Genomic DNA, 24,207 nt, shown 5'->3' with positions numbered 1-24,207 from the left:
ATAGGTAAGATCTTTAATAGTAAATTAATCAGACCTAAAATTTAAAATCCCTAACTTTGTTTACTAATATTGACGTTTCAATGCAGAATAAGCTTAAAATCATCAACGATCCCGTTCACGGGTTTATCAAAATACCACACGAAATTTTATTTGATATCATTGAACATCCTTATTTTCAAAGATTGAGGAGGATTGGACAAACAGGTCTGCTGAACCTGATTTTTCCGGGAGCAACCCATACCAGGTTTCATCATGCTTTGGGAGCAATGCACTTGATGTTTACAGCATTGGAAACCTTAAAACAGAAAGGCATTAAAATTTCTGAAGAAGAAGAAAAGGGAGCTATGCTGGCCATTTTGATGCATGATATTGGTCATGGTCCATTTTCTCATGCATTGGAAAGTATGCTGATGGACGACTGGCATCATGAAAACCTTTCATTGCTGCTGATGAACGAGCTTAATGACGAGTTTGACGGACAGCTTTCAATGGCTATTGAAATGTTTCAGGGGAAATATCATAGAAAATTTTTTAATCAGCTGATTTCCTCTCAGCTGGATGTTGACCGTCTGGACTATCTGAAAAGGGATAGCTTTTTTACGGGAGTATCAGAGGGGAATATTAATACCCAGAGGATTATTTCTATGATGAATGTTTGTGAAGAAGGAGAATTGGTGATAGATGCCAAAGGAATCTATTCTATTGAAAACTTTCTGACAGCCAGAATGTTTATGTACTGGCAGGTATATTATCATAAAACCTCAGCCTTAGCCGAATTTCTGTTGGTAAAAATTTTGGAACGGGCAAAATATCTGATTTCTCAGGGGATTGAACTTCCGGCAACGGATAATCTGAAATATTTTTTATACCGTGAAAAAAGCTCAGCTTCAGATGAAGATATAGAAAGATTTACACAGCTTGATGATAATGATGTGATTCAGGCGATGAAAGAATGGCAGAATTCTGATGATTTTGTGTTGTCATATTGGTGTAAATGTGTGATTCAGAGAAACCTTCCCAAAACAATCATTTCATCACAGTCTTTTGATCAGGAAATTATTGAAGAAAAAATAAAAAATACCAATGAATTTTTCGGAATCGATAACGGAAAAGAATTGGTACATGAAATCAAGAGAAAACTTGTTCCTTACAACAGAGAAAAGCAACCCATTTTTCTATTACAGAAAAATGGAAAAAAAACAAGGCTTCACGAGTCAGAAGATCAGCTTTTATCGGGGTTAATGGTCAATAAGACCACAAGACATATCCTTATGTTTCCCCGAGATATTTCTAGGTTAGATTCTTAAAGGAATATTAAAATTTAAGATCTGAAACCAAAAAATGTTTGCAAATTCTAGAATTTCTTATCTTTGCAGAATATGGAATTTACAGCTTCGCAAATTGCAAGTTTTATTGACGGTAAAATAATAGGTGATGAAACTGCGCTTATTACAGGGGTTTCTCCAATTGAAAATGGAGAATCAGGACATCTTTCTTTTATAGCACAAGATCGGTTTTCTCATTTTTTGGATACCTCCAAATGCTCCGTTATCATTGTTTCTGAGAAACTTATAGTCAAAGATAGTTACAATCCAACCTTAATTGTTGTAAAAGATGCCTATCTTTCATTTCAGGTTCTGATGAATTTATATCAGGAAATGAGAGGAAGAAAAGAAGGTGTGGAGGATGGTTCATCCATTCATGATACAGCTGTAATAGGAGATAAGGCTTATATCGGTGCATTTACTTATGTGTCGGAGAAAGCTAAAATCGGAGATGGCTCACAGATTTATCCACATGTATATATTGGAAAAGGCGTAAAAATTGGTAAAAACTGTAAAATAGACAGTGGTGCCAGAATTTATGACTATTGCATTATTGGAGATAACTGTGTGATTCATTCTAATACAGTAGTAGGAGGTGACGGTTTTGGTTTTCAACCAACCGCTGAAGGATTCAAAAAGATTCCTCAGCTGGGAAATGTTATCATTGAAGATGATGTTGAAATCGGTTCAAACTGTAGTATTGACAGGGCAACAATAGGCTCTACCATTATTGGTAAAGGAACAAAAATTGATAATCTGATTCAGATTGCTCACAATGTGAAAATAGGACAGAATAATGTAATTGCCGCACAAGCCGGTATTGCGGGTTCTACTACAATTGGTGACTGGAATCAAATTGGAGGTCAGGTAGGAATTGTAGGACACATCAAAATCGGAAACCAGGTGAAAATTCAGGCTCAAAGTGGTGTGAATTCTAGTGTTAATGATAAAGAAACATTATATGGTTCACCGGCAATCAGCTATAATGACTATCTGAGAAATTATGTTCATTTCAGAAATTTCACTGAAATAGTAAGCAGAATAAATAATCTTGAGAATAACTCAAAAGATCATACTAATGAGTGATATGCAAAAAACACTTCAGCAAGAGGTTACTCTTTCTGGAATTGGTCTTCACACTGGTAAAGAAGTAAAACTTACCATTAAACCTGCCAAAGAAAACACAGGTTTTGTATTTGTAAGAACAGACTTAGAGGGACATCCTCAGGTAGAAGCAGATGTAAATTATGTTATAGCAACAGAAAGAGGAACTACATTAGAAAAATTAGGGGTAAAAATTACTACATGCGAACATCTTTTAGCAGCCTTAGTAGGTTGTGATATCGATAATGCAATGCTAGAAATGGATGCTTCTGAACCTCCTATTTTAGATGGGTCTTCAAAATATTTTGTTGAAGCAATCGAAAGTGTTGGAGTAGTGGAACAAAACATTGCCAGAGAATATCTGGTAGTAAAAGAAGTTCTTACCTATAGCGATCCGGCTACCGGTTCGGAAATTACAATTATTCCTTCAGATACATACGAAGTAACAACAATGGTAGATTTTGGGACTAAAGTTTTAGGAACTCAAAATGCTACGCTAAAAAATATTTCTGAGTTTAAAGACGAAATATCTTCAGCGAGAACATTCAGTTTCTTACATGAGCTGGAGATGCTTTTAGACCATGGGTTGATCAAAGGAGGAGATATTTCTAATGCTATTGTATACGTAGATAAAGATCTTACACCGGAAACTACAGAAAAATTAAAGAAAGCCTTTGGAAAAGATAATGTTTCTATCAGACCCAACGGTATTCTGGACAATCTGAACTTAAACTATCCCAATGAAGCGGCTAGACACAAATTACTGGATGTAATTGGTGATTTAGCTTTAGCTGGAGTAAAAATAAAAGGTAAGGTTATAGCTAACAAACCTGGCCATTTTGTAAATACACAATTTGCAAAAAAACTAAATCGTCAGTGGAAATTGCAGAAAAAGAAAAACGTTCCGGACTTTGATCTTACAAAAGAGCCGGTATTTGATATCAACGGAATTATGAAGCTTATGCCTCACAGACCTCCGTTCTTATTAATTGATAAAGTTCTTGAACTTTCAGACTCTCACGTAGTAGGATTGAAAAATGTAACCATGAATGAACCTTTCTTCGTGGGCCATTTTCCTAAAGAACCTGTAATGCCGGGAGTACTTCAGGTGGAAGCTTTAGCACAGACAGGAGGTATTCTTGTACTGGCAAGTGTTCCGGATCCTGAAAACTATTCTACATACTTTATTAAAATTGATAAAGTAAAGTTCAAAAGAAAAGTAGTTCCTGGAGATACTATTATTTTCAAAATTGAACTGATAGAACCTATCAGAAGAGGTATTGTTCACATGCAGGGGTATGGATATGTGGGAGATACAGTGGCAGTAGAAGCAGAGCTTATGGCTCAAGTTGCAAAAAATAAAGTTGATTAAATGATTCATCAATTAGCAGCCGTAGATAAACGTGCGAAAATCAGCAAAAATGTAATTGTAGAACCTTTTACTACAATTGCGGGGGACGTAGAAATTGGAGAAGGAACATGGATCGGTCCTAACGTTACCATCATGGAAGGTGCAAGAATTGGAAAAGATTGTAAAATCTTTCCCGGGACTGTAATTTCTGCAATCCCTCAGGACTTGAAGTTCGATGGGGAAGATACACAAACAATTATTGGAGATAATACAACGTTAAGAGAATGTGTGACTATAAACAGAGGAACTAAAGCTCTTGGATTTACAAAGGTAGGCAGCAATTGCCTTATCATGGCTACTTCCCACGTTGCTCATGACTGTATTATAGGAGATAATGTGATTATTGCCAATGGATGCGGTATTGCAGGGCATGTTGAAATTGGAGACTTTACTGTAATGGGAGGTCTTTCAGCAGTTCAGCAGTTCGGTAAGATCGGAAAACATACCATGATTTCAGGGGGATCACTGATCAGAAAAGATATTCCTCCATACGTAAAAGTAGCCAGAGACCCTATCTCTTATGCAGGGATTAATTCCGTAGGTCTAAGAAGAAGAGGATTTTCTAATGAGAAGATCTTCGAAATTCAAAAAATTTACAGAGCTATTTTCCAAATGAAGATGAATGTTTCTCAGGCACTGGCATATATTGAAAAAGAAATGCTTCCTACTGCTGAAAGAGATGAAATCCTACAGTTTATCCAAAACTCACCAAGAGGTATTGTAAAAGGGTACGGAACCAGCAAAGAAAGCAATTAACAAATAAAGCTAAAAAGTAAATTTGCAATTTGCCGGACAGCCCAATAAAAACTAAATAAAAAGAATAATATAATTAATGGCAACAAGTAACGATATCAGAAAAGGACTTTGCATCGAATTTAGCAATGACATTTTCAAAGTAATTGAATTTTTGCACGTAAAGCCAGGAAAAGGTCCTGCTTTCGTGAGAACAAAACTGAAGTCAGTAACCAATGGAAAAGTACTTGATAATACTTTTTCTGCAGGACACAAAATTGATGAAGTAAAGGTAATCACAAGAAAGTTCCAGTATCTGTACGATGATGAGAACGGATTCCACTTCATGAATAATGATGACTTCTCTCAATTATATATCAACAAAGAAATGATCGAGAACTCTCAGTTTATGAAAGCTGGTGAAGAAGTAACGATCATTCTGAAAGAGGCTGATGAAACTCCACTTTCTGCTGAGCTTCCACAATCCGTTTATCTGGACGTTATTGAAGCAGATCCGGGTGTAAAAGGAAACACTGCAACAAATGCCCTTAAAAACGCGATCGTTGAAACAGGAGCAAGAGTAATGGTTCCTTTATTTATTGAGCCGGGAGACAGAATTAAAGTGAGCACTGAAGACGGTAGCTACTTAGAAAGAGTAAAATAATATATACAATTTACATAAATTCGGTTTGCACTAGCATTCCGAATTTTGTTTTATAAGAAAATCTATTGTTATGAGATTCCATTCTCCACAAAAGCTTAAAACAATTGCAGATCTGATAGGAGCAAAATTTGTTGGTCCTGAAGATTTTGAAGTATTGGGTTCCAATGAGATTCATATGGTGAAACCGGGTGAGATCGTTTTTGTGAACCATCCAAAATATTATGACAAAGCATTGCAGTCTGCTGCTACCATCATCTTGATCGATAAAGAGGTAGAATGTCCTGAAGGAAAAGCTCTTTTAGTTTCTGATGATCCTTTCAGAGATTTTAATGCAATCAATACTCATTTTACAAGAATATACAATTTCACAGAAGAACTTCATGATGTAGAAATCGGTGAGGGTACAAGAATTCACCCTTCAGCAGTCATTGGAAATAATGTGAAAATTGGTAAAAATACACTGATTTTCCCTAATGTTGTCATTGGCGACAGAACGGAAATAGGAGATCATGTAATCATTCAGTCCAATACAGTGTTGGGAGGTGATGCATTTTATTACAGAAAATTAAATGGAAATTTTGACCGTTTAATTTCAGTGGGAAATGTGGTGATCGAAAATAATGTGGAGATTGGAAATGGCTGTACCATTGATAGAGGTGTTACAGATTCTACCATCATTGGAGAAGGCTCAGTCTTGGATAATCAGATTCAGATAGGGCATGATACCATTATCGGAAAAAAATGTCTGATCGCTTCCCAGGTGGGTATTGCCGGATGTTGTGTTATTGGAGATGAAGTAACATTATGGGGACAGGTGGGTATCGCCTCAGGCAATAAAATTGAGAGCGGATCTGTACTTTTAGGAAAAACCGGAGTGAACAGAGACTTGGAAAAAGGAACCTATATCGGGATGTTTGCTGAAGACTTCAAAACATATCTGAAAAAAGAAGTAAAACTAAGACGACTTTGATGAAGAGATTATTTGGATTACTTGTTTTTATTTATACCATAGGCTTTGCGCAGAAATCAGAAATTGATTCTAAAATTACTTTTAATAATGATCAAGTTTTGAATGCTAAAATTCCGTTTATAACCAATCTTTTTGATGGAAATCAAATCGATGAAATAACACTTGCGGATAAGACTATAAAGATTTTGGAAGATGGAAAGAAAGTTAAGTATCCTGCTTCTGAAATTAAAAAAATTGAGTTCACTGATCTCAAAAATAAACCGAGAATTTTTGTGTATTTCCCGGCAGAATCTTCAAAAACACTCATAGAAGAGCTGTACAATGGGAATAAAATAAAATGGTTTAGAAGTTATCAGCGCCATGGTTATGATGGATCTACCTTAAGTACAGATATTTTGTACAAGGGAAATGTAAGACAGGTATTGAGCATCCTTACGAATAATAGAAAAAGATTAAAGGTTCTGATGGCTGATAAACCAGAATTGGAACCGCTTATTGAGAACATTAATTATAACAGACTTAAGGAGGAAGATTTGATTAATGTGCTGAAAAAATATGATGAATAAAATCAGATTTAAAAATTTTTTTAACGACAAATAATCGTTATTTTTGTCTGACGTATAAACTGAAAATTAATAAATTAAAACAACAATAAAATGTCAATTTTAGTAAACAAAGATTCTAAAGTAATTGTACAAGGATTTACAGGGAACGAAGGTACTTTCCATGCTAGCCAGATGATTGAATACGGAACCAACGTAGTAGGTGGGGTTACTCCAGGAAAAGGAGGTAGCGAGCACTTAGGGAAGCCGGTATTCAATACAGTAGCTGACGCTGTTGAAAAAGCAGGGGCAAACGTAAGTATTATTTTCGTACCACCAGCATTTGCAGCAGATGCTATTATGGAAGCTGCTGAAGCAGGTATTAAGGTTATTGTATGTATTACTGAAGGTATTCCTGTAGCTGATATGGTAAAAGTAAAATCTTACATTGCTGACAGAGACTGCAGATTAATCGGACCAAACTGCCCTGGAATCATTACTTCTGAAGAAGCTAAAATTGGTATTATGCCAGGTTTCGTTTTCAAAAAAGGTAAGGTAGGTATCGTTTCAAAATCAGGTACTCTTACTTATGAAGCTGCTGACCAAGTGGTAAGAGCTGGATACGGAATTTCTACAGCTATCGGTATCGGTGGTGACCCAATCATTGGAACAACTACAAGAGAAGCACTAGAATTATTCATCAATGATCCTGAAACTGAAGCTGTCGTAATGATCGGTGAAATCGGTGGTGGATTAGAAGCTGAAGCTGCAAGATGGTATAAAGCAAGCGGATCTACTAAGCCGGTTGTAGGATTTATCGCTGGACAGACTGCTCCAAAAGGTAGAACAATGGGACACGCTGGTGCAATTGTAGGTGGTGCAGAAGATACAGCTCAGGCAAAAATGGAAATCATGAGAGAAAATGGTATCAACGTTGTTGACTCTCCTGCTGACATCGGTGCAACTGTTGCAAAAATCTTAGGATAATCTTAAACCAAACATATGAAAAAACTTTTATTAGCCTCAGCGCTTACCCTCTCCGCTTTGTCTTTTGCTCAAGTTCAATGGAAAAATACCAGATTTGGTGTTACTGCGGGATTAAATTATTCCAGAGTAGCCAATGCCCATAACCCTTCTGGCCCTAGATACACTTTTCAAGGTGGAGCTTTGGCTTTGATCCCGGTTGGAAAGGCAAACCAATTCTATATACAGCCGGAAGTTCTGTACTATGGTGCAGGAGAAACAGGTAAAGATAAGGATGCAAAAGGAAAAGATGGTTATGATGCTGTATATGGCAACAACTATCTAAGTGTACCTCTTTATTTTAAAGGGTATTTTTCAGAATCTGCATCTGAATTCTTTGGAATGATAGGACCAAGATTTAACTTTTTGCTTAACCAGAATGTTAAAAATGTTCCTGCAGACAGACCTTATTACGATCCGGATGTTATTGACCCGGCAAGACCAACAGTCAACGGAAAAGCAAAAAGCTTTAACTGGGGACTAGGACTAGGAGTAGGTTATAGCTTCAAGAGACAGCTGGAAGTAGCCGTTAAATATGATTTAGGTCTTTCAGATACTTATCCTGGTCTTGCAAAAGAAAAAGGAGGTACTGACAAGAAAAAATCTGAACAGGTTTTAGCACTTACCTTAAGCTACATATTCAAATAAAAGTTATTCATCATAACATAAAAAAATCCCGGAATTTATTTCCGGGATTTTTGTTTTATAGTATAAGATAGTCTCTATCCTCTGATCCATTTCCAAAGCTCTTTTAAAGTCGCTTTATTGCCATACATCAATATACCTACACGGTAAATTTTTCCTGCCAGGAATATCATGAAAATGGTTGTTCCCAGCAATAATGCAATAGATAATGCAATCTGCCATGCAGGAACTCCAAATGGTATTCTTGCAATCATTGCCACAGGTGAAGTAAACGGAATAATAGATAACCAGAAGCCCAATGGACCATCAGGATTATTCATTAATGAAAAACTTCCGTACATCCCCAGCATCAATGGTAAGACAGCAAATAAAGTAAACTGCTGGGTTTCGGTTTCATTATCAACGGCAGAGCCAATTGCAGCATAAATTGAACTGTAGAAAATATAGCCTAAAAGGAAGAAAACAATAAATACAAAAATGATCAATGGGAAGTTCATTTCCAGTAAGCTATGAGAAATCTGAGTAGCAAGCTGGGCAATGTCCAGTTTATTCATCACCTGTTCATTTCCGCCGGGCATATTTTTCTGGAGTGATGAAAAACCGGTATTTAAAACCAAAGCACCAATCACAGACATGGTAATCCAGATGATAAATTGAGTTAAGGCAACCAATGTCACTCCTAAAATTTTCCCCATCATCAGCTCAAAAGGTTTTACAGAGGAAATGATAATTTCTACGACACGGTTGTTTTTTTCCTCCAGCACGCTTCGCATAACCCTTACCCCATAAATGATAATAAACATAAATGTTACATACATCAGAATCATACTAAGCCCTGTTTTCACGCCGAAAGCAAGATCAGAATCCTCTTTATTGTCATTAGATACATTAATAGTTTTCAGAGTGAAGCTTTTGTCAAGATCATCTAGCTGAACTTCCTGAATGCCTAACTGCTTGATCTTTTCCTTTTTAATAACATTGGAAATATCAGATACGATCTTCTGTTTCGTATCAAGACCTATTTTACTGTTCACTATTAATCGGCTGCCGCTTTCCAGCTCATCATAATTCTGATTCTTAAGCTCCGGTAAAATCAAAATACCATCCAGAGACTCATTGTCTTTTAAATTATTAACTTTTGCCTTTTCGTCTGCTGCAGAAATAAATTGATAATCCAGTTTATCATTAGATTTGAACTGATCTCTAAACAATCCGCTTTTATCTACTACCTCGATGACACTGTGAGACTCATTAGCTTTAAACATCAGCCCGATTACTGCTCCAAAAGCAATAATAAGGATAGGAGCCAATAAGGTCAATATGATAAAAGACTTTTTCTTAACCTGAGTAAGAAACTCTCTCTTTGTAATTAAAAAAATATTATTCATAAAATTAAGAATGGTTACTTACTGCATTAATAAACACTTCATTCATACTAGGAATTCTTTCGTCGAATGATCTTACCTGGCCTACGTTGACAAGGTCAAGAAGAATATTATTTTGACCGGTTTCATTCTTCAGATCGAATGAGACAAGATTGTTCTCATTTGAAAGATTGAAAATCTCATATCTGTTTTTGAAGTTTTCAAATTGGTCATTGCTAACTTCGGAAAGCGTAACACCAAAAATATTTTTCTTAAACTTTTCTCTTACATCAAAAACCTTTCCGTCAATAATCTTCTTGGAATTGTTGATCAATGCTACATAATCACACATTTCCTCTACACTTTCCATTCTGTGGGTAGAAAGAATAATGGTGGTTCCATTATTTTTGAGATCAATGATCTGGTCCTTGATCAAGTTCGCATTCACAGGGTCAAAACCGGAGAAAGGCTCATCGAGAATCAAAAGGTGGGGCCTGTGTAAAACAGTGACTACAAACTGAATCTTTTGGGCCATCCCTTTGGAGAGCTCAGAAAGCTTTTTTTTCCACCACTGGTCAATATTGAGTTTTTCAAACCACTTTTTTGCTTCCTGTAAGGCGTCATTTTTGCTCATTCCCTTCAGTTCGGCAAAATAAAGAATCTGATCACCCACGCTCATATTTTTATATAAGCCTCTTTCTTCGGGCATATACCCAATATCCCTGATATGATTGGGGTTCAGTTTTTCTCCATTGATGAAGATATCTCCTGAATCTGCCTGGGTAATTTGGTTGATGATACGGATAAAAGATGTTTTTCCAGCTCCGTTGGGGCCTAGAAGCCCATAAATGCTGCCTTGTGGAACGTGGATGCTAAAATCATCCAGTGCGACCTTTTTTCCTGCATTATAGGTCTTTTTAATATGTTCAGCTTTTAACATTAAATTGTTCTTTTACAATTAGTATAAAAAAGTGCTGAAAGTTACGGAAATATTAAACAGAATTGATGTAAAAGAAAAAATCCTGATGATTATCAGGATTCTAATTTATTGTTTTACGATTTGAGTAACTTTTTGCGTGTTGTCACTTAAGATATAACGGATCAGATATTTTCCGGGTTTCAATTTTTCAATATTGATTTCTCCGGAATTCATATTGACAGTATAGCTGGCAACCTGCATACCCAAAATAGAATAAAAAGTCACACTTTTGATTCTTAAAGAAGAATCCTTTGCCTTTATGATAAGGTAATCCTTTGCAGGATTTGGATAGGCAATCATTACTCCATCATCAGCTTTTTGTGAGATGGAACTCGGCTCTTTAAGCTGAGCTTGTAAATTGTTGGAAAATCCAACAAAAGTGCCTACAAATAAAATTAAAAGTAAAAGTTTTTTCATCAAATTTATATTTTCTCGAATATATATAACAAATGTAACAAATTCTACAATCTTGTACAATAGTTTTTTATTGAACTTGTAGTAAATTTGTAGAAACTTATTCAAAAAGTATTCCAAAATGATACATTCAAGAAATAGAAGACTTAGAGTTAATGAATCTATCAGAAGTTTGGTAAGAGAAAATGTGCTTACAACTGATGATTTTGTAATGCCAATCTTCGTAATGGAGGGCGAAAACAAGCAGGAGGCGATCCCGTCGATGCCGGGGATATTTAGGCGGAGTATAGATCTGACCGTAAAAGAATGTAAGGAATTATTTTCTTTGGGAGTAAAAGCTGTCAATCTGTACATGAAAGTGTCAGAAAACCTGAAAGACAATACCGGAAAAGAAGCATGGAATAAAGACGGATTGATGCAGAATACCATTAAGGCGATTAAAGATGCCGTTCCGGGAATGGTGGTTATGCCTGATGTAGCGTTAGATCCTTATTCAATCTATGGTCATGACGGAATCATTGAAAACGGGAAGGTTTTAAATGATGCTACCAATGATGCATTAGCCAGAATGTCTGTGTCTCATGCTGAAGCAGGGGCAGACTTAGTGGCACCAAGTGATATGATGGATGGCAGAGTATTGGTCATCCGTGAAGCATTGGAAGAAAGTGGATTTACAGATGTAGGAATTGTAAGCTATGCTGCAAAATATGCAAGCTCTTTCTATGGACCTTTCAGAAGTGCCTTAGATAGTGCACCGAAAGATGATATGGAAATTCCGAAAGACAAAAAAACATATCAGATGGATTTTCATAATTCCCGTGAAGCATTGAATGAAGTCTATAAAGATATTGATGAAGGAGCTGATGTTATCATGATCAAACCGGGACTTCCTTATCTTGATATTGTTTCTAAAGTACGTGAAGCTATAGATCTGCCGATAGCAGTTTATAACGTAAGTGGAGAATATGCTATGGTAAAAGCAGCCGTTCAAAATGGCTGGCTGGATAATGATAAAACTATTATTGAAAGTCTTACCTGTTTTAAAAGAGCCGGAGCAGATATGATCTTTACTTATTTTGCGAAGGAGGCAGCAATGATTCTGAATAAATAAGAAAAAGATACTATAAAAAAACACCTCAACTAGAGGTGTTTTTTTATGATCATATTATAACCAGCCTTTTTTTCCATACACATAAGTATCATCAAACTGTTTATCACTCATAAACAAGTATAGGATACCTTCTATAAACGGGATAATAGAAGCAGCTCCTAAGGTAACAATATTCAGGACAAGCTGAATAACACCTTCTTTGGTATAACCCAGGTAAAATTTATTGAGAGCCAGCCACCCTACCAGAATACCTAATATGGCCGCTGGAAGTTTCTTTTCCGAACGATAGGGAATATTGTTCTGCTGATTTTGTGTATTTTCTGTTTTTGTATAGCCGTAATTTTCCATTTCCTAATGTTTTTAAACGATTGATTTTTTTCAATATAAGTAGTTTGAAGTTATAAAAAGTTACAATGCTATGAAAGTAAATAAGTTTATATTGCTATAAAGGGAGTTTATATTTTTGATATATTTGCCCTATGATTTTACGAGGAGAAAACTTAATCAAAGAATACGGTCCTAAAAAAGTTGTAAAAGGCGTTTCTGTACAGGTTCAACAGGGAGAAATTGTTGGTTTGCTGGGTCCGAACGGAGCAGGAAAAACCACTTCGTTTTATATGATTGTAGGGTTGGTTAAGCCTACTTCAGGAAAGATTTTTCTTGATAAACAGGAAATCACCACTGATGCGATGTACCGCAGAGCTCAGAAAGGAATCGGATATCTGGCTCAGGAAGCTTCCGTTTTCAGAAAACTTTCCGTGGAAGAAAACATTATGGGAGTACTGCAGCTGACCAAACTTTCAAAACGTGAACAGCACATCAAATGTGATGAGCTGATCGAAGAATTTTCTTTACAACACGTTCGTAAAAACAGAGGGGACCTTCTTTCCGGAGGAGAAAGACGTAGAACGGAAATTGCCCGTTGTCTTGCTACCAGCCCGAATTTCATTCTTTTGGATGAGCCTTTCGCCGGGGTTGACCCGATTGCGGTAGAAGATATTCAGAAAATTGTAAGAAGCTTAGTTGATAAAAATATCGGAATTTTAATTACCGACCACAACGTACAGCAAACGCTGGCTATTACCAACAAAACTTATATCATGTTTGAAGGTAAAATTCTTAAGGAAGGACTTCCTGAAGATCTTGCCAATGATCCGCAGGTAAGAGAAGCATATCTTGGAGAAAACTTCGTTTATCAGAGTATTTTAGACAAACCAAAAAAGAAAAAATATGCCTACAATATCTGGGCAGGAAATTTTGATTCAAAAAACCATTTCCAGGGATTTGTAGATGAAAACTTTAAACAGTTTGATGACCTTAGACTGATGTATGGTTTTGAAGATATCAGCTTTGCTTCATTGGCCAATTCTGAGATTGAACATATCTTTAATGAAGTGGTGGATAAAAATGCAAATAACTCATTTGTTTTCCAGAAAAAAGAAATCAACAGCCAATATTCCTTAGAACAGGCAGAAGCAGCATCTAAAGAGGCAAGTCAATCAGAACTTCACTATCTGACAACGTATATGTATGAGGGATAAAATCGGGGATTTTGTTGAAAATATAAAAATTGGAAGCAAAGTCTTTCCGGATCATGAATATGGTATTCTAACAGATTAAAAAAAATATGAATTTTCAACGATAATCCGCTGGGATATTCCTGATCAAAGAGATTTTGGGGATTGGTGCGGAGTGTGGGAGAGTTTTGTTGAAACTGGCTGAAAAATAGCTGATAACAGTGATCAGTTTAAATATAGTAATGATTAATATTGAGGAAAATAATATTCGTAAAGTCTATGAAGTTTCTTATTTTCATATTTCCTCTTATCTTTTCAATAAAAACAAATGCCCAAACCATAGTTTCTATTAAGAAGCCAGTGGTGAATCCTGTTTTATCTGTTTACGATGCACCCAATCTGGAAGCTAATGTTTATCTTATTAATAAAGATTATATTGTCTTTCAGGGAAATGAAGGGATAAGAAACGTAACGAGCGCAGATACGAAATCCTTTTCTGTACATAAAGTTTATGACGAAATGGCCAGAAATAAAGATGGAATTTTTGTAGAAGGAAATTTTGTAAAAACAGATACATTAGGTTTTAAATATATAGGGACCACTGGTAATGGCCATCTCTGGAAGACCAAAACTAAGATTTATAAAAACCTTACCGAGCTTACTGACTTTACTGCTTCAGAGTTTATTCCGCTGAAAGATTCAAAAGGAAATTATTCCAGTTACCAATACTATCAATACAAGGATCAGGTGTATTACTATGATAAACTGGTCAAAGATATAGATGTCAGTACTATTGTTTTTCTTGACTGGGAATTGTGTTATGACAAAAATGGATTTTATGACAGGGGTGAAAAAGTATTTTTTGAAGGAACTCCTGTAACTTATCTTACTCCGTATTTACAGAAAGCAAAAAATCACGTCCTTAATAGGGAAAATATTCTTCCCGGAAGTGATGCTGATTCCTTTATTAAACTGCATGGAGATTATGCCAAAGATAAAAACCGGGCCTATCATGGTTCTTCTATTGTAAGGGGTGCAGATGCTGCTTCGTTTGTTTCTGTAAATGAACATTTTGCTAAAGATAAAAATCATGTTTACAGTGACAGCAATATAGTGCCTGATGCAGATCCTAATACATTTGTTTTACTGGATAAATTCTATTTTAGAGATAAGAACCATGTTTATTATCAGGATCAAATATTACCCATTGATATAGCAGATGCCGGAAAATTGAAAATATGGAACACAGATTATGTCTATACATTTATCACGGATGGTAAAAAAGTTTTTTTAGCAGAAACTTTATTAGACAAGCCAAAATTTGACGCCCCAAGTTTTGGAGTTATCGCTGATCAGGCACTGTGCTATGATAAAAATGGGATATACATCAGTTCCTATGATGCTAAGACCAATGAGGTTTTATATAAAAAGATTCCTTTCAATTATTCAGGTGCAGTAGACCGTAAAGATATTATCGAAATTCCGGGATATATTTTTTATAAAGAACAGGCATATTCAGATCATAATAATGCCAGTGTTTTTAATCATGTGACTCAGGAACATATTGATATTCTGAAAAACAAGAATAAAGATCTGATAAAAATTAATGGTTCCGTTCAGTTCAGAACCAATTACGATTTTCTATTGGGAAAAGTGGGTAATAATGTTTACTGGAATGATAAAAAAACTTCTGCAGATGCAGAAACATTTGAAAATATTAAAGATACCTATTATAAAGATAAAAACAACGTGTATTTTTATTCTTATAATACAGGATTAACTACTCTCAAAGGAATAGATCCAGGTTCTGTAAGGGTATTTAATGCCTTCCTGGCGGATAAAGATTATATTTATACAAAAAACCACAGAATCATTAAGAGCAAAAATATAGAACTTCTTGCTGCATATGAGGGCTCATGGCCGATGTGTGCAGTAGGAAATCCTGTTTCATCTACTTATTATGTATTTAAAAATGCTGAAGGCTATTGGCTGGCATTGATTTCCGATAAAAATGTTGAAATCAATGAAATACCTGCATCTGATCCCAATCTTAAACAATTTTTAGAAATCAGATAAATCTTAGAATAACAAAGAATTATTTGCTGTAAATCATAATAAAACGTACCTTTTCTCTTGAAACGGTACGTTTTTCAGTTTAAATAATTCCTATGGCAAAACCTTTTAACAGAACAGTTACTTTATTCGGGATCTATAAACAGCTGGTTCCATTTATCAGGCCTTACCGTCCCATGATTTATGGCACATTGTTTCTTACTTTTTTGGGAGCTCTGGCAGCACAGGTCAACCCAATCGTACTGAAATATACGGTGGATGAGGTGACCAAGCTTACCCATCTTCCACATCCCATGACAGAAGGTATCCATATCCTGATCATTATCTCCATTATTTTGTTGGGAAAGGAATTGTTGAATATTTTTATCAATTTCGGACAGAAGTTTTACGGAGAAAAGATCAGAATTAATGTAAGTTCTGTTCTCGCCCAGTCAGCTATAGATAAAATTTTGACCTATAAAGTTGCTTATTTTAATGATGAAAACCATGATTCGGGAAAATTACAGATCAGAATTGACCGCGGTATTGAAAGTTTAACAAAGCTGGTCCAGAATTTTTTCATAGATATTCTACCGCTTTTTTCCAATGCGATTATCGCTTTGATTATAATGTACATGCAGAATGTCTATGTGGGAATGGTTTCTACGATCATTGTTCCCATTTATTTTTATATAAGCTCCCTACAGGCGAAAAAGCTGGGTGGAGTGCGTCGCCAGCTCAGAAACCAGAGAGAAAAGAAAACTTCAGGACTTTTGAATCTGATTAATTCCATTATGGTGATCAAAAGTTTTGTCCGTGAAAAATTTGAAGGTAAAAAGCAGTATGATCTGCAGATGCAGCTCATGGAAAGCCAAATGTTTACCAGAAAGATCAACTTTATTTATGATGGGTTGAAAACCTTTATTGAACAGTTCGGAGTCGTTCTTATTATTCTTTTAACGGTTTATCTTGTGCTGGATCAGCAGATGACTATCGGGGCTATTATGCTTCATATTATGCTTTTTAATAATGTTTCAGCACCTATCCGTCAACTGCACAGGATTTATGATGATATGAATGACGCCATGATCTATGCCGAAGGATATTTTGATATTCTTAATGCAGATCATGAAGCCGAACCCAACGGAACTTTTGTAGAAAAACAGATCAAGGGCGTTTTTGAATTGAAAAATGTTGATTTTACCTATCCCAACGGAACAAAAGCTTTGCATAATGTATCCATGAAAATTGAGAATGGAAAAACAACCGCTTTGGTTGGGTTAAGTGGAGCTGGAAAATCTACGGTGATTAATCTTTTGTGTAAATTTTACCTCCCGGATTCCGGGGAAATCCTGTTAGATGATATCAACCTTAATGAATTTGATAATACTTTTCTGAGAAGTGATCTCGGATTAGTTCTTCAGAAAAATCATATCTTCCAGGGAAGTATTGAAGACAATATCCGCTATGGAGATATGAATGCTGATCTTAAAGAAATTCAGGAAGCCGCAAAAAAGGCTTACCTGCATGAGCAGATTATGGATCTTCCTGACCAGTATAATCATGATGCCACTCAGCTTTCAGGAGGACAGCAGCAGAGAATTGCTATTGCCCGATTATTTCTTAAAAATCCGCCTATCATTTTTCTGGATGAGCCTACAGCAAGTTTGGATGCAATAGCCACAGAGCAGATCAAGAATTCCTTAGATGCCATAAAAGAAGGTAGAACGGTGATTATTATTTCGCATTCTTTATCCCAGATTTTAGATTCAGATACCATTTATGTGATGAAAAAGGGCAGGGTGGTCGAAAACGGGACTCATGATGAACTTTATAGTAAAGATGGTACCTATCGTGAGATTTTTGATGCTTCAGCACGGAGTTTAAACCTGGATAAACTGGTGAATACTTATAAAGAAAACTAAATCAAAAAACTCAGCCGGACAGCTGAGTTTTTTTATTCAATACCCATTTTTCAATGGGCTTTTTCAGGAACCTGATAAGTGCCCACCTCTGCACCAAAAGCAATATTGATTCTATTGTAACTATTGATAGCGATGACGGCCATTGTTAAATCCACTATTTCCGTTTCAGAAAAATAATGACTTACTTGTGAATATACCTCATCAGGAACTTCTTTACCCTGTAAAGCTGTTAAAGACTCAGCCCATAGTAGTCCTGCTTTCTCTTTTTCTGTATAAAATGAACATTCTCTCCAGGCACTTACCAGAAATATTCTCTGTTCGGTTTCACCCTTTGCTCTTAATTCTTTGGAATGCATATCCAGGCAAAAAGCACATCCGTTCATTTGAGATACCCTGAAATAAAGGAGTTCTAAAAACGTATTGTCTAATGATGAGTTTTGTACCTGAAATCCCATGTTGTGAAGTGCATTTATCGCTTTGTTTCCCATTGCAAATGCGTTGATTCTTTGTGACATACTATTTGTTTTTTGATTAATGATGTGACAAATGTAGAACGGAAATTTTCGGAATTTTTTTACAAATGATAAATAATGTAATAAAAAAAGAGGATAGGGACGTGATCAGAATAAAGGCAGACAGAAAACAATAGATTTTCAAATATTGTTATCTATTTCTGCGCTCTGATCCTGCTTAAAGAAACCTGGGTAATGCCAATATAATCTGCCATATCTCCAAGACTGATGCGCTGAATAAGATCAGGTCTCTGTCTGAGAAAATTGTGATACCGCTTTTTGCCGTCGTCCTCTAGCATTTCACTGATTCTTCCCATCATATTCACCGGAGCTTTGGAATATAATTTACTGAACAGTGTTTCTGCACTGTGGTATTTTTTACACAGTTTCTCAATGATATCCTTATGTATGCGGAGAACCTCTGTCTGTTCTACCGCTACAATCATATACTTTGAAGGCTGGCTGGTGAGAAAGCCGCTTAATTCTGCAAAAAAAGCATTCTCTGCAAAAAAGGTCATGATAAAATCTTTGTCACCATTGTCAAAAAATAATTTGACAAGCCCTTTTTCTATAAAATAAAAATACCTGCAGGTTTCATCCGCTTTTAACAGAAAATCCCCTTTTCTGTATGTTTTGGATTCTAAACCTGAAACAAGTCCGTTCATCACTTCCTCTTCTGGTTTTAAGATCTTCTCAATGGTCTGGATAAACTGGGTATGAGGCATAAGAATAGTCTGTTTGAAAAAAATAAAATTAGTAAAAAAGCTCTTATATTTTATGGGATACCTCAAAAAAGAATTTTAGCTTTGTTGAAGCAATATGAACGACCATTATCTTAAAAAACTAGATCGGGTAACCGCTATTCTCACCCAGCTTCAGTCTAAACCTATTGTCAGGGCACAGGATCTGGCAATGAAATTTGATGTCAGCATCAGAACAATTTACCGTGACGTAAAGACGCTGGAAAATGCAGGTATTCCTATTATAGGAGAGGCCGGAAACGGATATTCCCTGATGGACGGTTACAAGCTTCCGCCTGTGATGTTTACCAAAGAAGAGGTGCTGAGCTTTATTACTGCAGAGAAACTCATGCAGAAATTTTCTCATCAGAGCTTAGGAAACCACTATCAGAAAGCGATGGAGAAAGTACGTTCAGTACTGAGGCATTCGGATAAGAGCTTGATTCAGAATATTGAAAAACAGATTGATGTTTTTAATTTTCATGCCCACCCGGAAGATTCTCTTAAAAATGTTATTCCTATTATTTTAGAAAGTATTGCAGAGAAAACTCAGCTCGTTATAGAGTATAAAACGGTGGATTCTACGGTGAGTAAAAGAACAATTGAAACTGTTGGAGTCTTCTTTGAATTCAATTTCTGGTATATCATGGCATTCTGTACCTTGAGAAAAGATTTCAGGCAGTTTAGGGTAGATCGGATTTTGCAGATTTCCAAAACAGAAACTCCTTTTTTACAGGAGTACGGACAGGTGAATGATTACCGTAAAAGATCGAATGTAAATAAATCTATTGCAAAACTATTAGTAGATAAAAAAATAATGTCCCATCTGGTCAATTCAAAAAAATATTATGGACTGATTAATGAAGTGGAAACTGACAACGGTGTGGAGCTGACTTTTGAAACAGAATGGATCAATGATGGTTTCCCCCGATGGTTAATTACTTTTGCCGATTACGCTACTGTTTTAGAACCTGAAAGTCTTCGGATAAGGCTCAATGAGTTGTTGATAAAAATGATGGAAAGACATCAATAAACCTCAACATGACTGCTGAGGTTTAATATAGGCAAAAAGATGAAATGGTTATAAAATGAAATTGAGAATGTTATTAAAAATAAAATAGCCTTCCTGGTGTATTAAAATCTCTCCCAGAAGAAAGGTGGTTCAATTCCCAAAGCTCTCAGGTAAACGTATCCCTGGCCACGGTGGTGAATTTCATTGTCCACAAAATAAAGAACATTCTCATATACCGGGAATTCATACTGTCCGAATAAATTGAAAGTTTCCTGGAAACGCTCTTCTGAAATCTGACCGAAATAGTGATTGATTACTTCTGTTTCTTCATCCCATTTCTTTAAGATATCTTCTTTAGTTTTTGGAATAAAGCCCTCCTCATTATAAGCTTCCGTATTTTTTTCAACAATTCCTTTTAAAGCAACTCCGCCAATACTGATCAGCTCTACTGCCAGTTTTGCGAAAGGTCTCATGCCCCCTATTGAAAATTCAAATAATTCTTTTTCAGGAAAGGCTTCAATAACTCTTCTTGTAAGATTTCTATGCCCTTGCCAGTGCTTTAATAATTGTTCAGTTGTCATAAATTGTTTTGTGGCTGTTGCTGTAGTTGTCATAATTGTATGGTTTTTGTTTGTTATTGTTGAAACAAAGGTAAGACCGTGTTATGACAACAGCTTGTCAGTAGGATTTTTTGATCCTGAAAAATATTTTATTCCTTTGTTAAAATATCTTGACCTACTTTTCCGTTAAAGGAAAAGTATAGTAATAAAAAAAGAAATTGATCATTAGAATTATGAAGAAGTATATTTTGCCAGTTATTACTGTTCTTTCATTAGTTTCATGTAATAAAATTGAAGAAAAAATAGACCAGACCGTCCAAAAAACAACGGAAACGGTACAGCAAAAAGCCCAGCAGGCAGTAGAGGAAACAGTCAAAAAAACAGTTAGCGAATCTATCAACTCATTCACAAACTCTCAGGATGTGAAGTTCAGTGAAGTTTTTCCGAATGCCGGAGCTGGTATAGTTTCAGAAGAAAAAGGAAAGAAGTTCAAATTTCCTAATGGTACTGAAGGCTATATTTTTAAATATAAAGCAGATATCGCTGCCTTATTACCTCTTTTGGAAGGGCAACCTACAAGGGATGAAAGTAAGTCAGATAAAACAGCCCGCAAAATTGATGGACAAAGCCTTATTGATAAAATAAGTTTTATTTCGAAATTTCTTCCTGAAAATACCTTTGATACAGGTTTTTTAGAAGATATTAAGAATGACAAAAGTATAGAATATTATAAGCTAAAAAGATTCCCAAACAGTAGTACTATTATCTACAACCCAAAAAATCAGACCATAATACAATATGTAGAGGTAAATAAATAATTTGGATTGGCCGGCTTTTGCCGGCCATTTTTATGGTCATTGCGAGCCATAGCTGATGCAATTTTAATCTATTTAAATTGATTATCATAAAAGAATAAAATTATGTTTATTTGTAATTTTAATTAATTATTTTTTATATATAATAGGAAATTGTTGCTGTATTTCTTTTTTAGATTATTAATAAGCAATTTTATACTTTTTAAATTATTCTTATTTTTGTAAATCAGTAATGTTTTATTGATTATTGAATATAATTCTTATTATTTATTTTGTTTTCATGTTTAGTATTTAATTTTTTTATAAATTTATTTAATTATTAATACTTGACATGAAAAAGAAAATCTTTAAAAAAAAAATCTATGCATTAGTTTTAAGCGGAGCCGGTACTATGGCATATGCTCAGGAAACTGTAAAAGAAAACAATATAGATGAAGTTGTGGTTACTACGGGGAGAACTAAGCCCAGAACCATAATTACCTCTGCAATTCCTATTGATAATATTTCAGCTGTACAGCTAAAATCTACAGGGCAGGTTACCTTTGATAAAGCTTTGACGTATGCTGTACCCTCTTTTAATTCATCACAGCAAACCGTTTCTGATGCAACAGCTCATTTTGATCCTGCAGATTTAAGAGGATTAGGACCTTCCAGAACATTAGTTTTGGTGAATGGGAAAAGAAAAAATCAAAGTGCTTTAATTTATGTAAATGATACACCGGGAAAAGGTGAGGTAGGTACGGATCTGAAAAGTATTCCGTCTGCCGCTTTACAGAATGTAGAGGTATTGAGAGATGGAGCATCTGCACAATATGGTTCTGATGCTATTGCAGGAGTAATTAATATTATTCTTAAGAACAGCGTTGGAAAAAGTACAGTCAATCTTTTTTCAGGTATTACTTCAGAGGGAGACGGCTTTAATATCGGAGCAGATTTTAATACAGGAATCCGAGTTGCAAAAAATGGAAGTTTGAACCTTACATTGGGGTATTCTTCCCAAAATAAAACTAACCGTGCAGGATCTACTACAAAAGATGAACTTTTTGGGGTAGAGAATGCCTGGACACAAGCCAATCCTGGATTAGGAATGACTATAGGACAGCCAGAGACAAAAGTTGCCAATATGTTTGTAAATTTTGAATTGCCAACAGGTGAAACGGGTAAATTCTATGCTTTTGGAGGAACAACTTACAGGAATGGGACAAGCTATGGTTTGTATAGAACACCCTATTGGGTAACATCAGATTTTGGTTTATTAACTCCAAAAGGACAGCCTTATAATGGATTTCAACCAGAATTTAAAACAGATGTTTATGATTATAACTTAACCTCCGGGTGGAAAGGCATGTTTGGAAAATGGAGTTTTGATGGGAGTGCAACCTTTGGCTCTAATGCAGTAGATTATGTTGTAGGAAATACCATTAATACATCTTTGGGTGCCAATTCACCAACCCGTTTTAAAGCAGGTGGTCATCAGTTTAGTAATATTATAGGAAACATAGATATCAACCGAAATTTTGGTACGTTTGTCTTAGGAGCTGGTGTTGAAGTACGCAATGAAAACTATCAGGCAAAGGCAGGAGAGGAAGCGTCCTATATAGGAACTGGTGCAGAATCATTTCCAGGGCTGCAGCCTCAGAATGAAGTCAATAAAAATCGTCAGAATATTGGCGCTTATGTGAATGCTGAATGGGATATTACAAAAAACTTATTACTTGGAGGAACTGTGAGGTATGAAAACTTTAGTGATTTTGGAAATAACGTTTCCTGGAAAGGAAATGCAAGGTATAAGCTGTTAGATGATAAATTAGTTTTCCGTGGGTCTGTTTCTACAGGATTCCGTGCGCCTTCATTACACCAAATTTATTATTCTAATGTTCAAACCAAAATTACAGGGAATACTGTAGCTAATCAGGGTACTTTTAATAATGACTCTCAAATTGTAAGATCAGATCTTGGGGTACCGAAATTAAATGCTGAAAAAGCCTTTAACATTACTGGAGGATTTGCCGTAAAACCTTTTAAAAACCTTACTGTTACAGCAGATTATTATAGAATAAAAATTAAAGACAGAGTACTTTTCTCAGGAGATATTGGTTACAAAACCGGGGCTCCTGGTAATCCGGATACAACAAACCCTGTGGAAGTAATATTAGACAATAATAAAATAACCTCTTTGAAGTTTTTCACCAATGCTGTAAATACAGTTACTCAGGGAGTAGATTTTGTAGCTAATTACTATACTTCCGCCATTGGTAAAGGAAGATTGGGAATTATTGCTGCTTTCAATTATAACGAAACTAAAATAGTAGATAATATTGCTGTTCCACCTATTTTGGCTGAAAATGGGTACTCAGAAAACTTTTTTGATAGAAAAGAACAATCAAGAATTATCTCTGCAAGGCCAAAAACAAAAACTATTCTTAGTCTTTCGTATGACATTTCAAAGTTTAATTTTAACCTTAATAATACTTATTTTGGTTCTGTTACATGGCAGCATGCTACTGATCCTGCCAAAGATCAGACATTTTCAGGTAAGGTAGTTACAGACATAGTTTTAACATATAAAATCACTCAGGATCTTAAAATTTCCGGAGTCGTAAATAATTTATTTAATATTTATCCGGATGTAATAGATAGCAAAGGAGATATAGTAACAGATCTTGGAGGAAGGTTCAAATATCCTTGGGAGGTCAATCAGTTTGGATTTAACGGAACAACTTTTCAGCTCAATGTTAATTATACTTTTTAATTTATAAATAAAGGAATTGGAATTTGCTTTGTCTTGCT

The 24,207-nt window shown here is 35.5% G+C and carries 22 protein-coding genes and 1 pseudogene; 16 read left to right on the top strand and 7 right to left on the bottom strand.

The genetic code is table 11. From position 1 onward, the window contains the following. The first annotated feature begins 80 nt into the window (after positions 1 to 80). From B8967_RS06090 to B8967_RS06050, 9 genes are all read left to right on the top strand, one after another. Positions 81 to 1,307, top strand: a complete 1,227-nt coding sequence (locus B8967_RS06090) for an HD domain-containing protein (protein ID WP_084085183.1) — start codon at positions 81 to 83, stop codon at positions 1,305 to 1,307. A 72-nt stretch (positions 1,308 to 1,379) separates the two neighbouring features. Continuing rightward, positions 1,380 to 2,411 carry a UDP-3-O-(3-hydroxymyristoyl)glucosamine N-acyltransferase gene (lpxD, locus tag B8967_RS06085; protein ID WP_047488413.1) on the top strand — a complete coding sequence of 344 codons (1,032 nt, stop codon included), beginning with the start codon at positions 1,380 to 1,382 and terminating at the stop codon, positions 2,409 to 2,411. Beyond that, positions 2,404 to 3,801: a bifunctional UDP-3-O-[3-hydroxymyristoyl] N-acetylglucosamine deacetylase/3-hydroxyacyl-ACP dehydratase gene (locus B8967_RS06080; protein WP_047488416.1), complete on the top strand. Its 1,398-nt coding sequence runs from the start codon at positions 2,404 to 2,406 to the stop codon at positions 3,799 to 3,801. The genes lpxD and B8967_RS06080 overlap by 8 nt, the downstream gene beginning before the upstream one ends. Continuing rightward, entirely contained in the window at positions 3,802 to 4,596 is a 795-nt protein-coding gene (gene lpxA / locus B8967_RS06075; protein ID WP_047488419.1) for an acyl-ACP--UDP-N-acetylglucosamine O-acyltransferase, read from the top strand. Positions 4,597 to 4,672: 76 nt separating this feature from the next. After that, the gene (gene efp / locus B8967_RS06070; RefSeq protein WP_047488422.1) at positions 4,673 to 5,236 is read left to right on the top strand and encodes an elongation factor P; all 564 of its coding nucleotides are present in this window, start codon (positions 4,673 to 4,675) and stop codon (positions 5,234 to 5,236) included. Positions 5,237 to 5,306: 70 nt separating this feature from the next. Beyond that, positions 5,307 to 6,206 carry a UDP-3-O-(3-hydroxymyristoyl)glucosamine N-acyltransferase gene (locus B8967_RS06065; RefSeq protein WP_047488426.1) on the top strand — a complete coding sequence of 300 codons (900 nt, stop codon included), beginning with the start codon at positions 5,307 to 5,309 and terminating at the stop codon, positions 6,204 to 6,206. Further along, a complete protein-coding gene (locus B8967_RS06060) occupies positions 6,206 to 6,772 on the top strand; it encodes a hypothetical protein (RefSeq protein ID WP_047488429.1) in 567 nt (188 codons plus the stop codon). The genes B8967_RS06065 and B8967_RS06060 overlap by 1 nt, the downstream gene beginning before the upstream one ends. Positions 6,773 to 6,862: 90 nt before the next feature. Next, on the top strand, positions 6,863 to 7,735 hold the full coding sequence (sucD, locus tag B8967_RS06055; protein WP_047488432.1) for a succinate--CoA ligase subunit alpha: 873 nt from the start codon (positions 6,863 to 6,865) through the stop codon (positions 7,733 to 7,735). 15 nt (positions 7,736 to 7,750) lie between these two features. After that, complete coding sequence (locus B8967_RS06050; RefSeq protein WP_047488436.1) at positions 7,751 to 8,419, top strand: porin family protein; 669 nt, start codon at positions 7,751 to 7,753, stop codon at positions 8,417 to 8,419. 74 nt (positions 8,420 to 8,493) lie between these two features. Here B8967_RS06050 and B8967_RS06045 read toward each other — a convergent pair whose 3' ends face one another. From B8967_RS06045 to B8967_RS06035, 3 genes are all read right to left on the bottom strand, one after another. Further along, entirely contained in the window at positions 8,494 to 9,804 is a 1,311-nt protein-coding gene (locus B8967_RS06045) for an ABC transporter permease (RefSeq protein ID WP_047488438.1), read from the bottom strand. A 4-nt stretch (positions 9,805 to 9,808) separates the two neighbouring features. Then, positions 9,809 to 10,720: an ABC transporter ATP-binding protein gene (locus B8967_RS06040; protein ID WP_047488441.1), complete on the bottom strand. Its 912-nt coding sequence runs from the start codon at positions 10,718 to 10,720 to the stop codon at positions 9,809 to 9,811. Positions 10,721 to 10,825: 105 nt separating this feature from the next. Continuing rightward, a complete protein-coding gene (locus B8967_RS06035; RefSeq protein ID WP_047488443.1) occupies positions 10,826 to 11,176 on the bottom strand; it encodes a T9SS type A sorting domain-containing protein in 351 nt (116 codons plus the stop codon). Positions 11,177 to 11,294: 118 nt separating this feature from the next. Between B8967_RS06035 and hemB the strand changes: the two genes are divergently transcribed. Then, positions 11,295 to 12,284 carry a porphobilinogen synthase gene (hemB, locus tag B8967_RS06030; RefSeq protein WP_047488446.1) on the top strand — a complete coding sequence of 330 codons (990 nt, stop codon included), beginning with the start codon at positions 11,295 to 11,297 and terminating at the stop codon, positions 12,282 to 12,284. A gap of 54 nt (positions 12,285 to 12,338) precedes the next feature. Here hemB and B8967_RS06025 read toward each other — a convergent pair whose 3' ends face one another. Then, entirely contained in the window at positions 12,339 to 12,632 is a 294-nt protein-coding gene (locus B8967_RS06025) for a TM2 domain-containing protein (RefSeq protein WP_047488448.1), read from the bottom strand. Positions 12,633 to 12,763: 131 nt separating this feature from the next. Between B8967_RS06025 and lptB the strand changes: the two are divergent. The 3 genes and pseudogenes from lptB to B8967_RS06010 form a co-directional block, all read left to right on the top strand. Next, positions 12,764 to 13,489 (top strand): annotated as a pseudogene (gene lptB / locus B8967_RS06020) (LPS export ABC transporter ATP-binding protein); the annotation flags it as partial. Between the two features lie 591 nt (positions 13,490 to 14,080). Beyond that, on the top strand, positions 14,081 to 15,877 hold the full coding sequence (locus tag B8967_RS06015; protein WP_084085179.1) for a DKNYY domain-containing protein: 1,797 nt from the start codon (positions 14,081 to 14,083) through the stop codon (positions 15,875 to 15,877). Positions 15,878 to 16,050: 173 nt separating this feature from the next. Next, a complete protein-coding gene (locus B8967_RS06010) occupies positions 16,051 to 17,778 on the top strand; it encodes an ABC transporter ATP-binding protein (RefSeq protein WP_084085864.1) in 1,728 nt (575 codons plus the stop codon). Between the two features lie 50 nt (positions 17,779 to 17,828). On the opposite strand, the gene B8967_RS06005 is transcribed toward B8967_RS06010, so the two are convergent. Together B8967_RS06005 and B8967_RS06000 are read right to left on the bottom strand one after the other, a co-directional pair. After that, entirely contained in the window at positions 17,829 to 18,293 is a 465-nt protein-coding gene (locus tag B8967_RS06005; protein ID WP_047488456.1) for a carboxymuconolactone decarboxylase family protein, read from the bottom strand. A 152-nt stretch (positions 18,294 to 18,445) separates the two neighbouring features. Continuing rightward, positions 18,446 to 19,015: a Crp/Fnr family transcriptional regulator gene (locus B8967_RS06000; RefSeq protein ID WP_047488460.1), complete on the bottom strand. Its 570-nt coding sequence runs from the start codon at positions 19,013 to 19,015 to the stop codon at positions 18,446 to 18,448. Positions 19,016 to 19,109: 94 nt separating this feature from the next. Between B8967_RS06000 and B8967_RS05995 the strand changes: the two genes are divergently transcribed. After that, positions 19,110 to 20,063 (top strand): helix-turn-helix transcriptional regulator, encoded by a 954-nt coding sequence (locus tag B8967_RS05995; protein WP_084085177.1) that lies wholly within the window; start codon positions 19,110 to 19,112, stop codon positions 20,061 to 20,063. A gap of 101 nt (positions 20,064 to 20,164) precedes the next feature. On the opposite strand, the gene B8967_RS05990 is transcribed toward B8967_RS05995, so the two are convergent. Next, positions 20,165 to 20,656: a DinB family protein gene (locus B8967_RS05990; protein ID WP_047488466.1), complete on the bottom strand. Its 492-nt coding sequence runs from the start codon at positions 20,654 to 20,656 to the stop codon at positions 20,165 to 20,167. Between the two features lie 179 nt (positions 20,657 to 20,835). On the opposite strand from B8967_RS05990, the gene B8967_RS05985 reads away from it, so the two are divergent. Together B8967_RS05985 and B8967_RS05980 are read left to right on the top strand one after the other, a co-directional pair. Then, positions 20,836 to 21,420, top strand: coding sequence for a hypothetical protein (locus B8967_RS05985; RefSeq protein ID WP_084085175.1), 585 nt, complete (start codon positions 20,836 to 20,838; stop codon positions 21,418 to 21,420). Between the two features lie 328 nt (positions 21,421 to 21,748). After that, positions 21,749 to 24,169: a TonB-dependent receptor plug domain-containing protein gene (locus B8967_RS05980; RefSeq protein WP_084085173.1), complete on the top strand. Its 2,421-nt coding sequence runs from the start codon at positions 21,749 to 21,751 to the stop codon at positions 24,167 to 24,169. Positions 24,170 to 24,207 lie beyond the last annotated feature (38 nt).

Origin of the sequence: Chryseobacterium sp. YR221 (assembly GCF_900176315.1) — a bacterium.
GTDB classification, from domain to species: domain Bacteria; phylum Bacteroidota; class Bacteroidia; order Flavobacteriales; family Weeksellaceae; genus Chryseobacterium; species Chryseobacterium rhizosphaerae.
The sequence above is the reverse complement of the archived record's forward strand: the minus strand, read 5'-3'. Positions and strand labels throughout refer to the sequence as shown.

What these genes read in the sequence shown, in the direction of transcription:
- B8967_RS06090 (WP_084085183.1), top strand. Translation starts at nt 81, where the DNA reads ATGCAGAATAAGCTTAAAATCATCAACGATCCCGTTCACGGGTTTATC.
- lpxD (WP_047488413.1), top strand. Translation starts at nt 1,380, where the DNA reads ATGGAATTTACAGCTTCGCAAATTGCAAGTTTTATTGACGGTAAAATA.
- B8967_RS06080 (WP_047488416.1), top strand. Translation starts at nt 2,404, where the DNA reads ATGAGTGATATGCAAAAAACACTTCAGCAAGAGGTTACTCTTTCTGGA.
- lpxA (WP_047488419.1), top strand. Translation starts at nt 3,802, where the DNA reads ATGATTCATCAATTAGCAGCCGTAGATAAACGTGCGAAAATCAGCAAA.
- efp (WP_047488422.1), top strand. Translation starts at nt 4,673, where the DNA reads ATGGCAACAAGTAACGATATCAGAAAAGGACTTTGCATCGAATTTAGC.
- B8967_RS06065 (WP_047488426.1), top strand. Translation starts at nt 5,307, where the DNA reads ATGAGATTCCATTCTCCACAAAAGCTTAAAACAATTGCAGATCTGATA.
- B8967_RS06060 (WP_047488429.1), top strand. Translation starts at nt 6,206, where the DNA reads ATGAAGAGATTATTTGGATTACTTGTTTTTATTTATACCATAGGCTTT.
- sucD (WP_047488432.1), top strand. Translation starts at nt 6,863, where the DNA reads ATGTCAATTTTAGTAAACAAAGATTCTAAAGTAATTGTACAAGGATTT.
- B8967_RS06050 (WP_047488436.1), top strand. Translation starts at nt 7,751, where the DNA reads ATGAAAAAACTTTTATTAGCCTCAGCGCTTACCCTCTCCGCTTTGTCT.
- B8967_RS06045 (WP_047488438.1), bottom strand. Translation starts at nt 9,804, where the DNA reads ATGAATAATATTTTTTTAATTACAAAGAGAGAGTTTCTTACTCAGGTT.
- B8967_RS06040 (WP_047488441.1), bottom strand. Translation starts at nt 10,720, where the DNA reads ATGTTAAAAGCTGAACATATTAAAAAGACCTATAATGCAGGAAAAAAG.
- B8967_RS06035 (WP_047488443.1), bottom strand. Translation starts at nt 11,176, where the DNA reads ATGAAAAAACTTTTACTTTTAATTTTATTTGTAGGCACTTTTGTTGGA.
- hemB (WP_047488446.1), top strand. Translation starts at nt 11,295, where the DNA reads ATGATACATTCAAGAAATAGAAGACTTAGAGTTAATGAATCTATCAGA.
- B8967_RS06025 (WP_047488448.1), bottom strand. Translation starts at nt 12,632, where the DNA reads ATGGAAAATTACGGCTATACAAAAACAGAAAATACACAAAATCAGCAG.
- B8967_RS06015 (WP_084085179.1), top strand. Translation starts at nt 14,081, where the DNA reads ATGAAGTTTCTTATTTTCATATTTCCTCTTATCTTTTCAATAAAAACA.
- B8967_RS06010 (WP_084085864.1), top strand. Translation starts at nt 16,051, where the DNA reads ATGATTTATGGCACATTGTTTCTTACTTTTTTGGGAGCTCTGGCAGCA.
- B8967_RS06005 (WP_047488456.1), bottom strand. Translation starts at nt 18,293, where the DNA reads ATGTCACAAAGAATCAACGCATTTGCAATGGGAAACAAAGCGATAAAT.
- B8967_RS06000 (WP_047488460.1), bottom strand. Translation starts at nt 19,015, where the DNA reads ATGCCTCATACCCAGTTTATCCAGACCATTGAGAAGATCTTAAAACCA.
- B8967_RS05995 (WP_084085177.1), top strand. Translation starts at nt 19,110, where the DNA reads ATGAACGACCATTATCTTAAAAAACTAGATCGGGTAACCGCTATTCTC.
- B8967_RS05990 (WP_047488466.1), bottom strand. Translation starts at nt 20,656, where the DNA reads ATGACAACTACAGCAACAGCCACAAAACAATTTATGACAACTGAACAA.
- B8967_RS05985 (WP_084085175.1), top strand. Translation starts at nt 20,836, where the DNA reads ATGAAGAAGTATATTTTGCCAGTTATTACTGTTCTTTCATTAGTTTCA.
- B8967_RS05980 (WP_084085173.1), top strand. Translation starts at nt 21,749, where the DNA reads ATGAAAAAGAAAATCTTTAAAAAAAAAATCTATGCATTAGTTTTAAGC.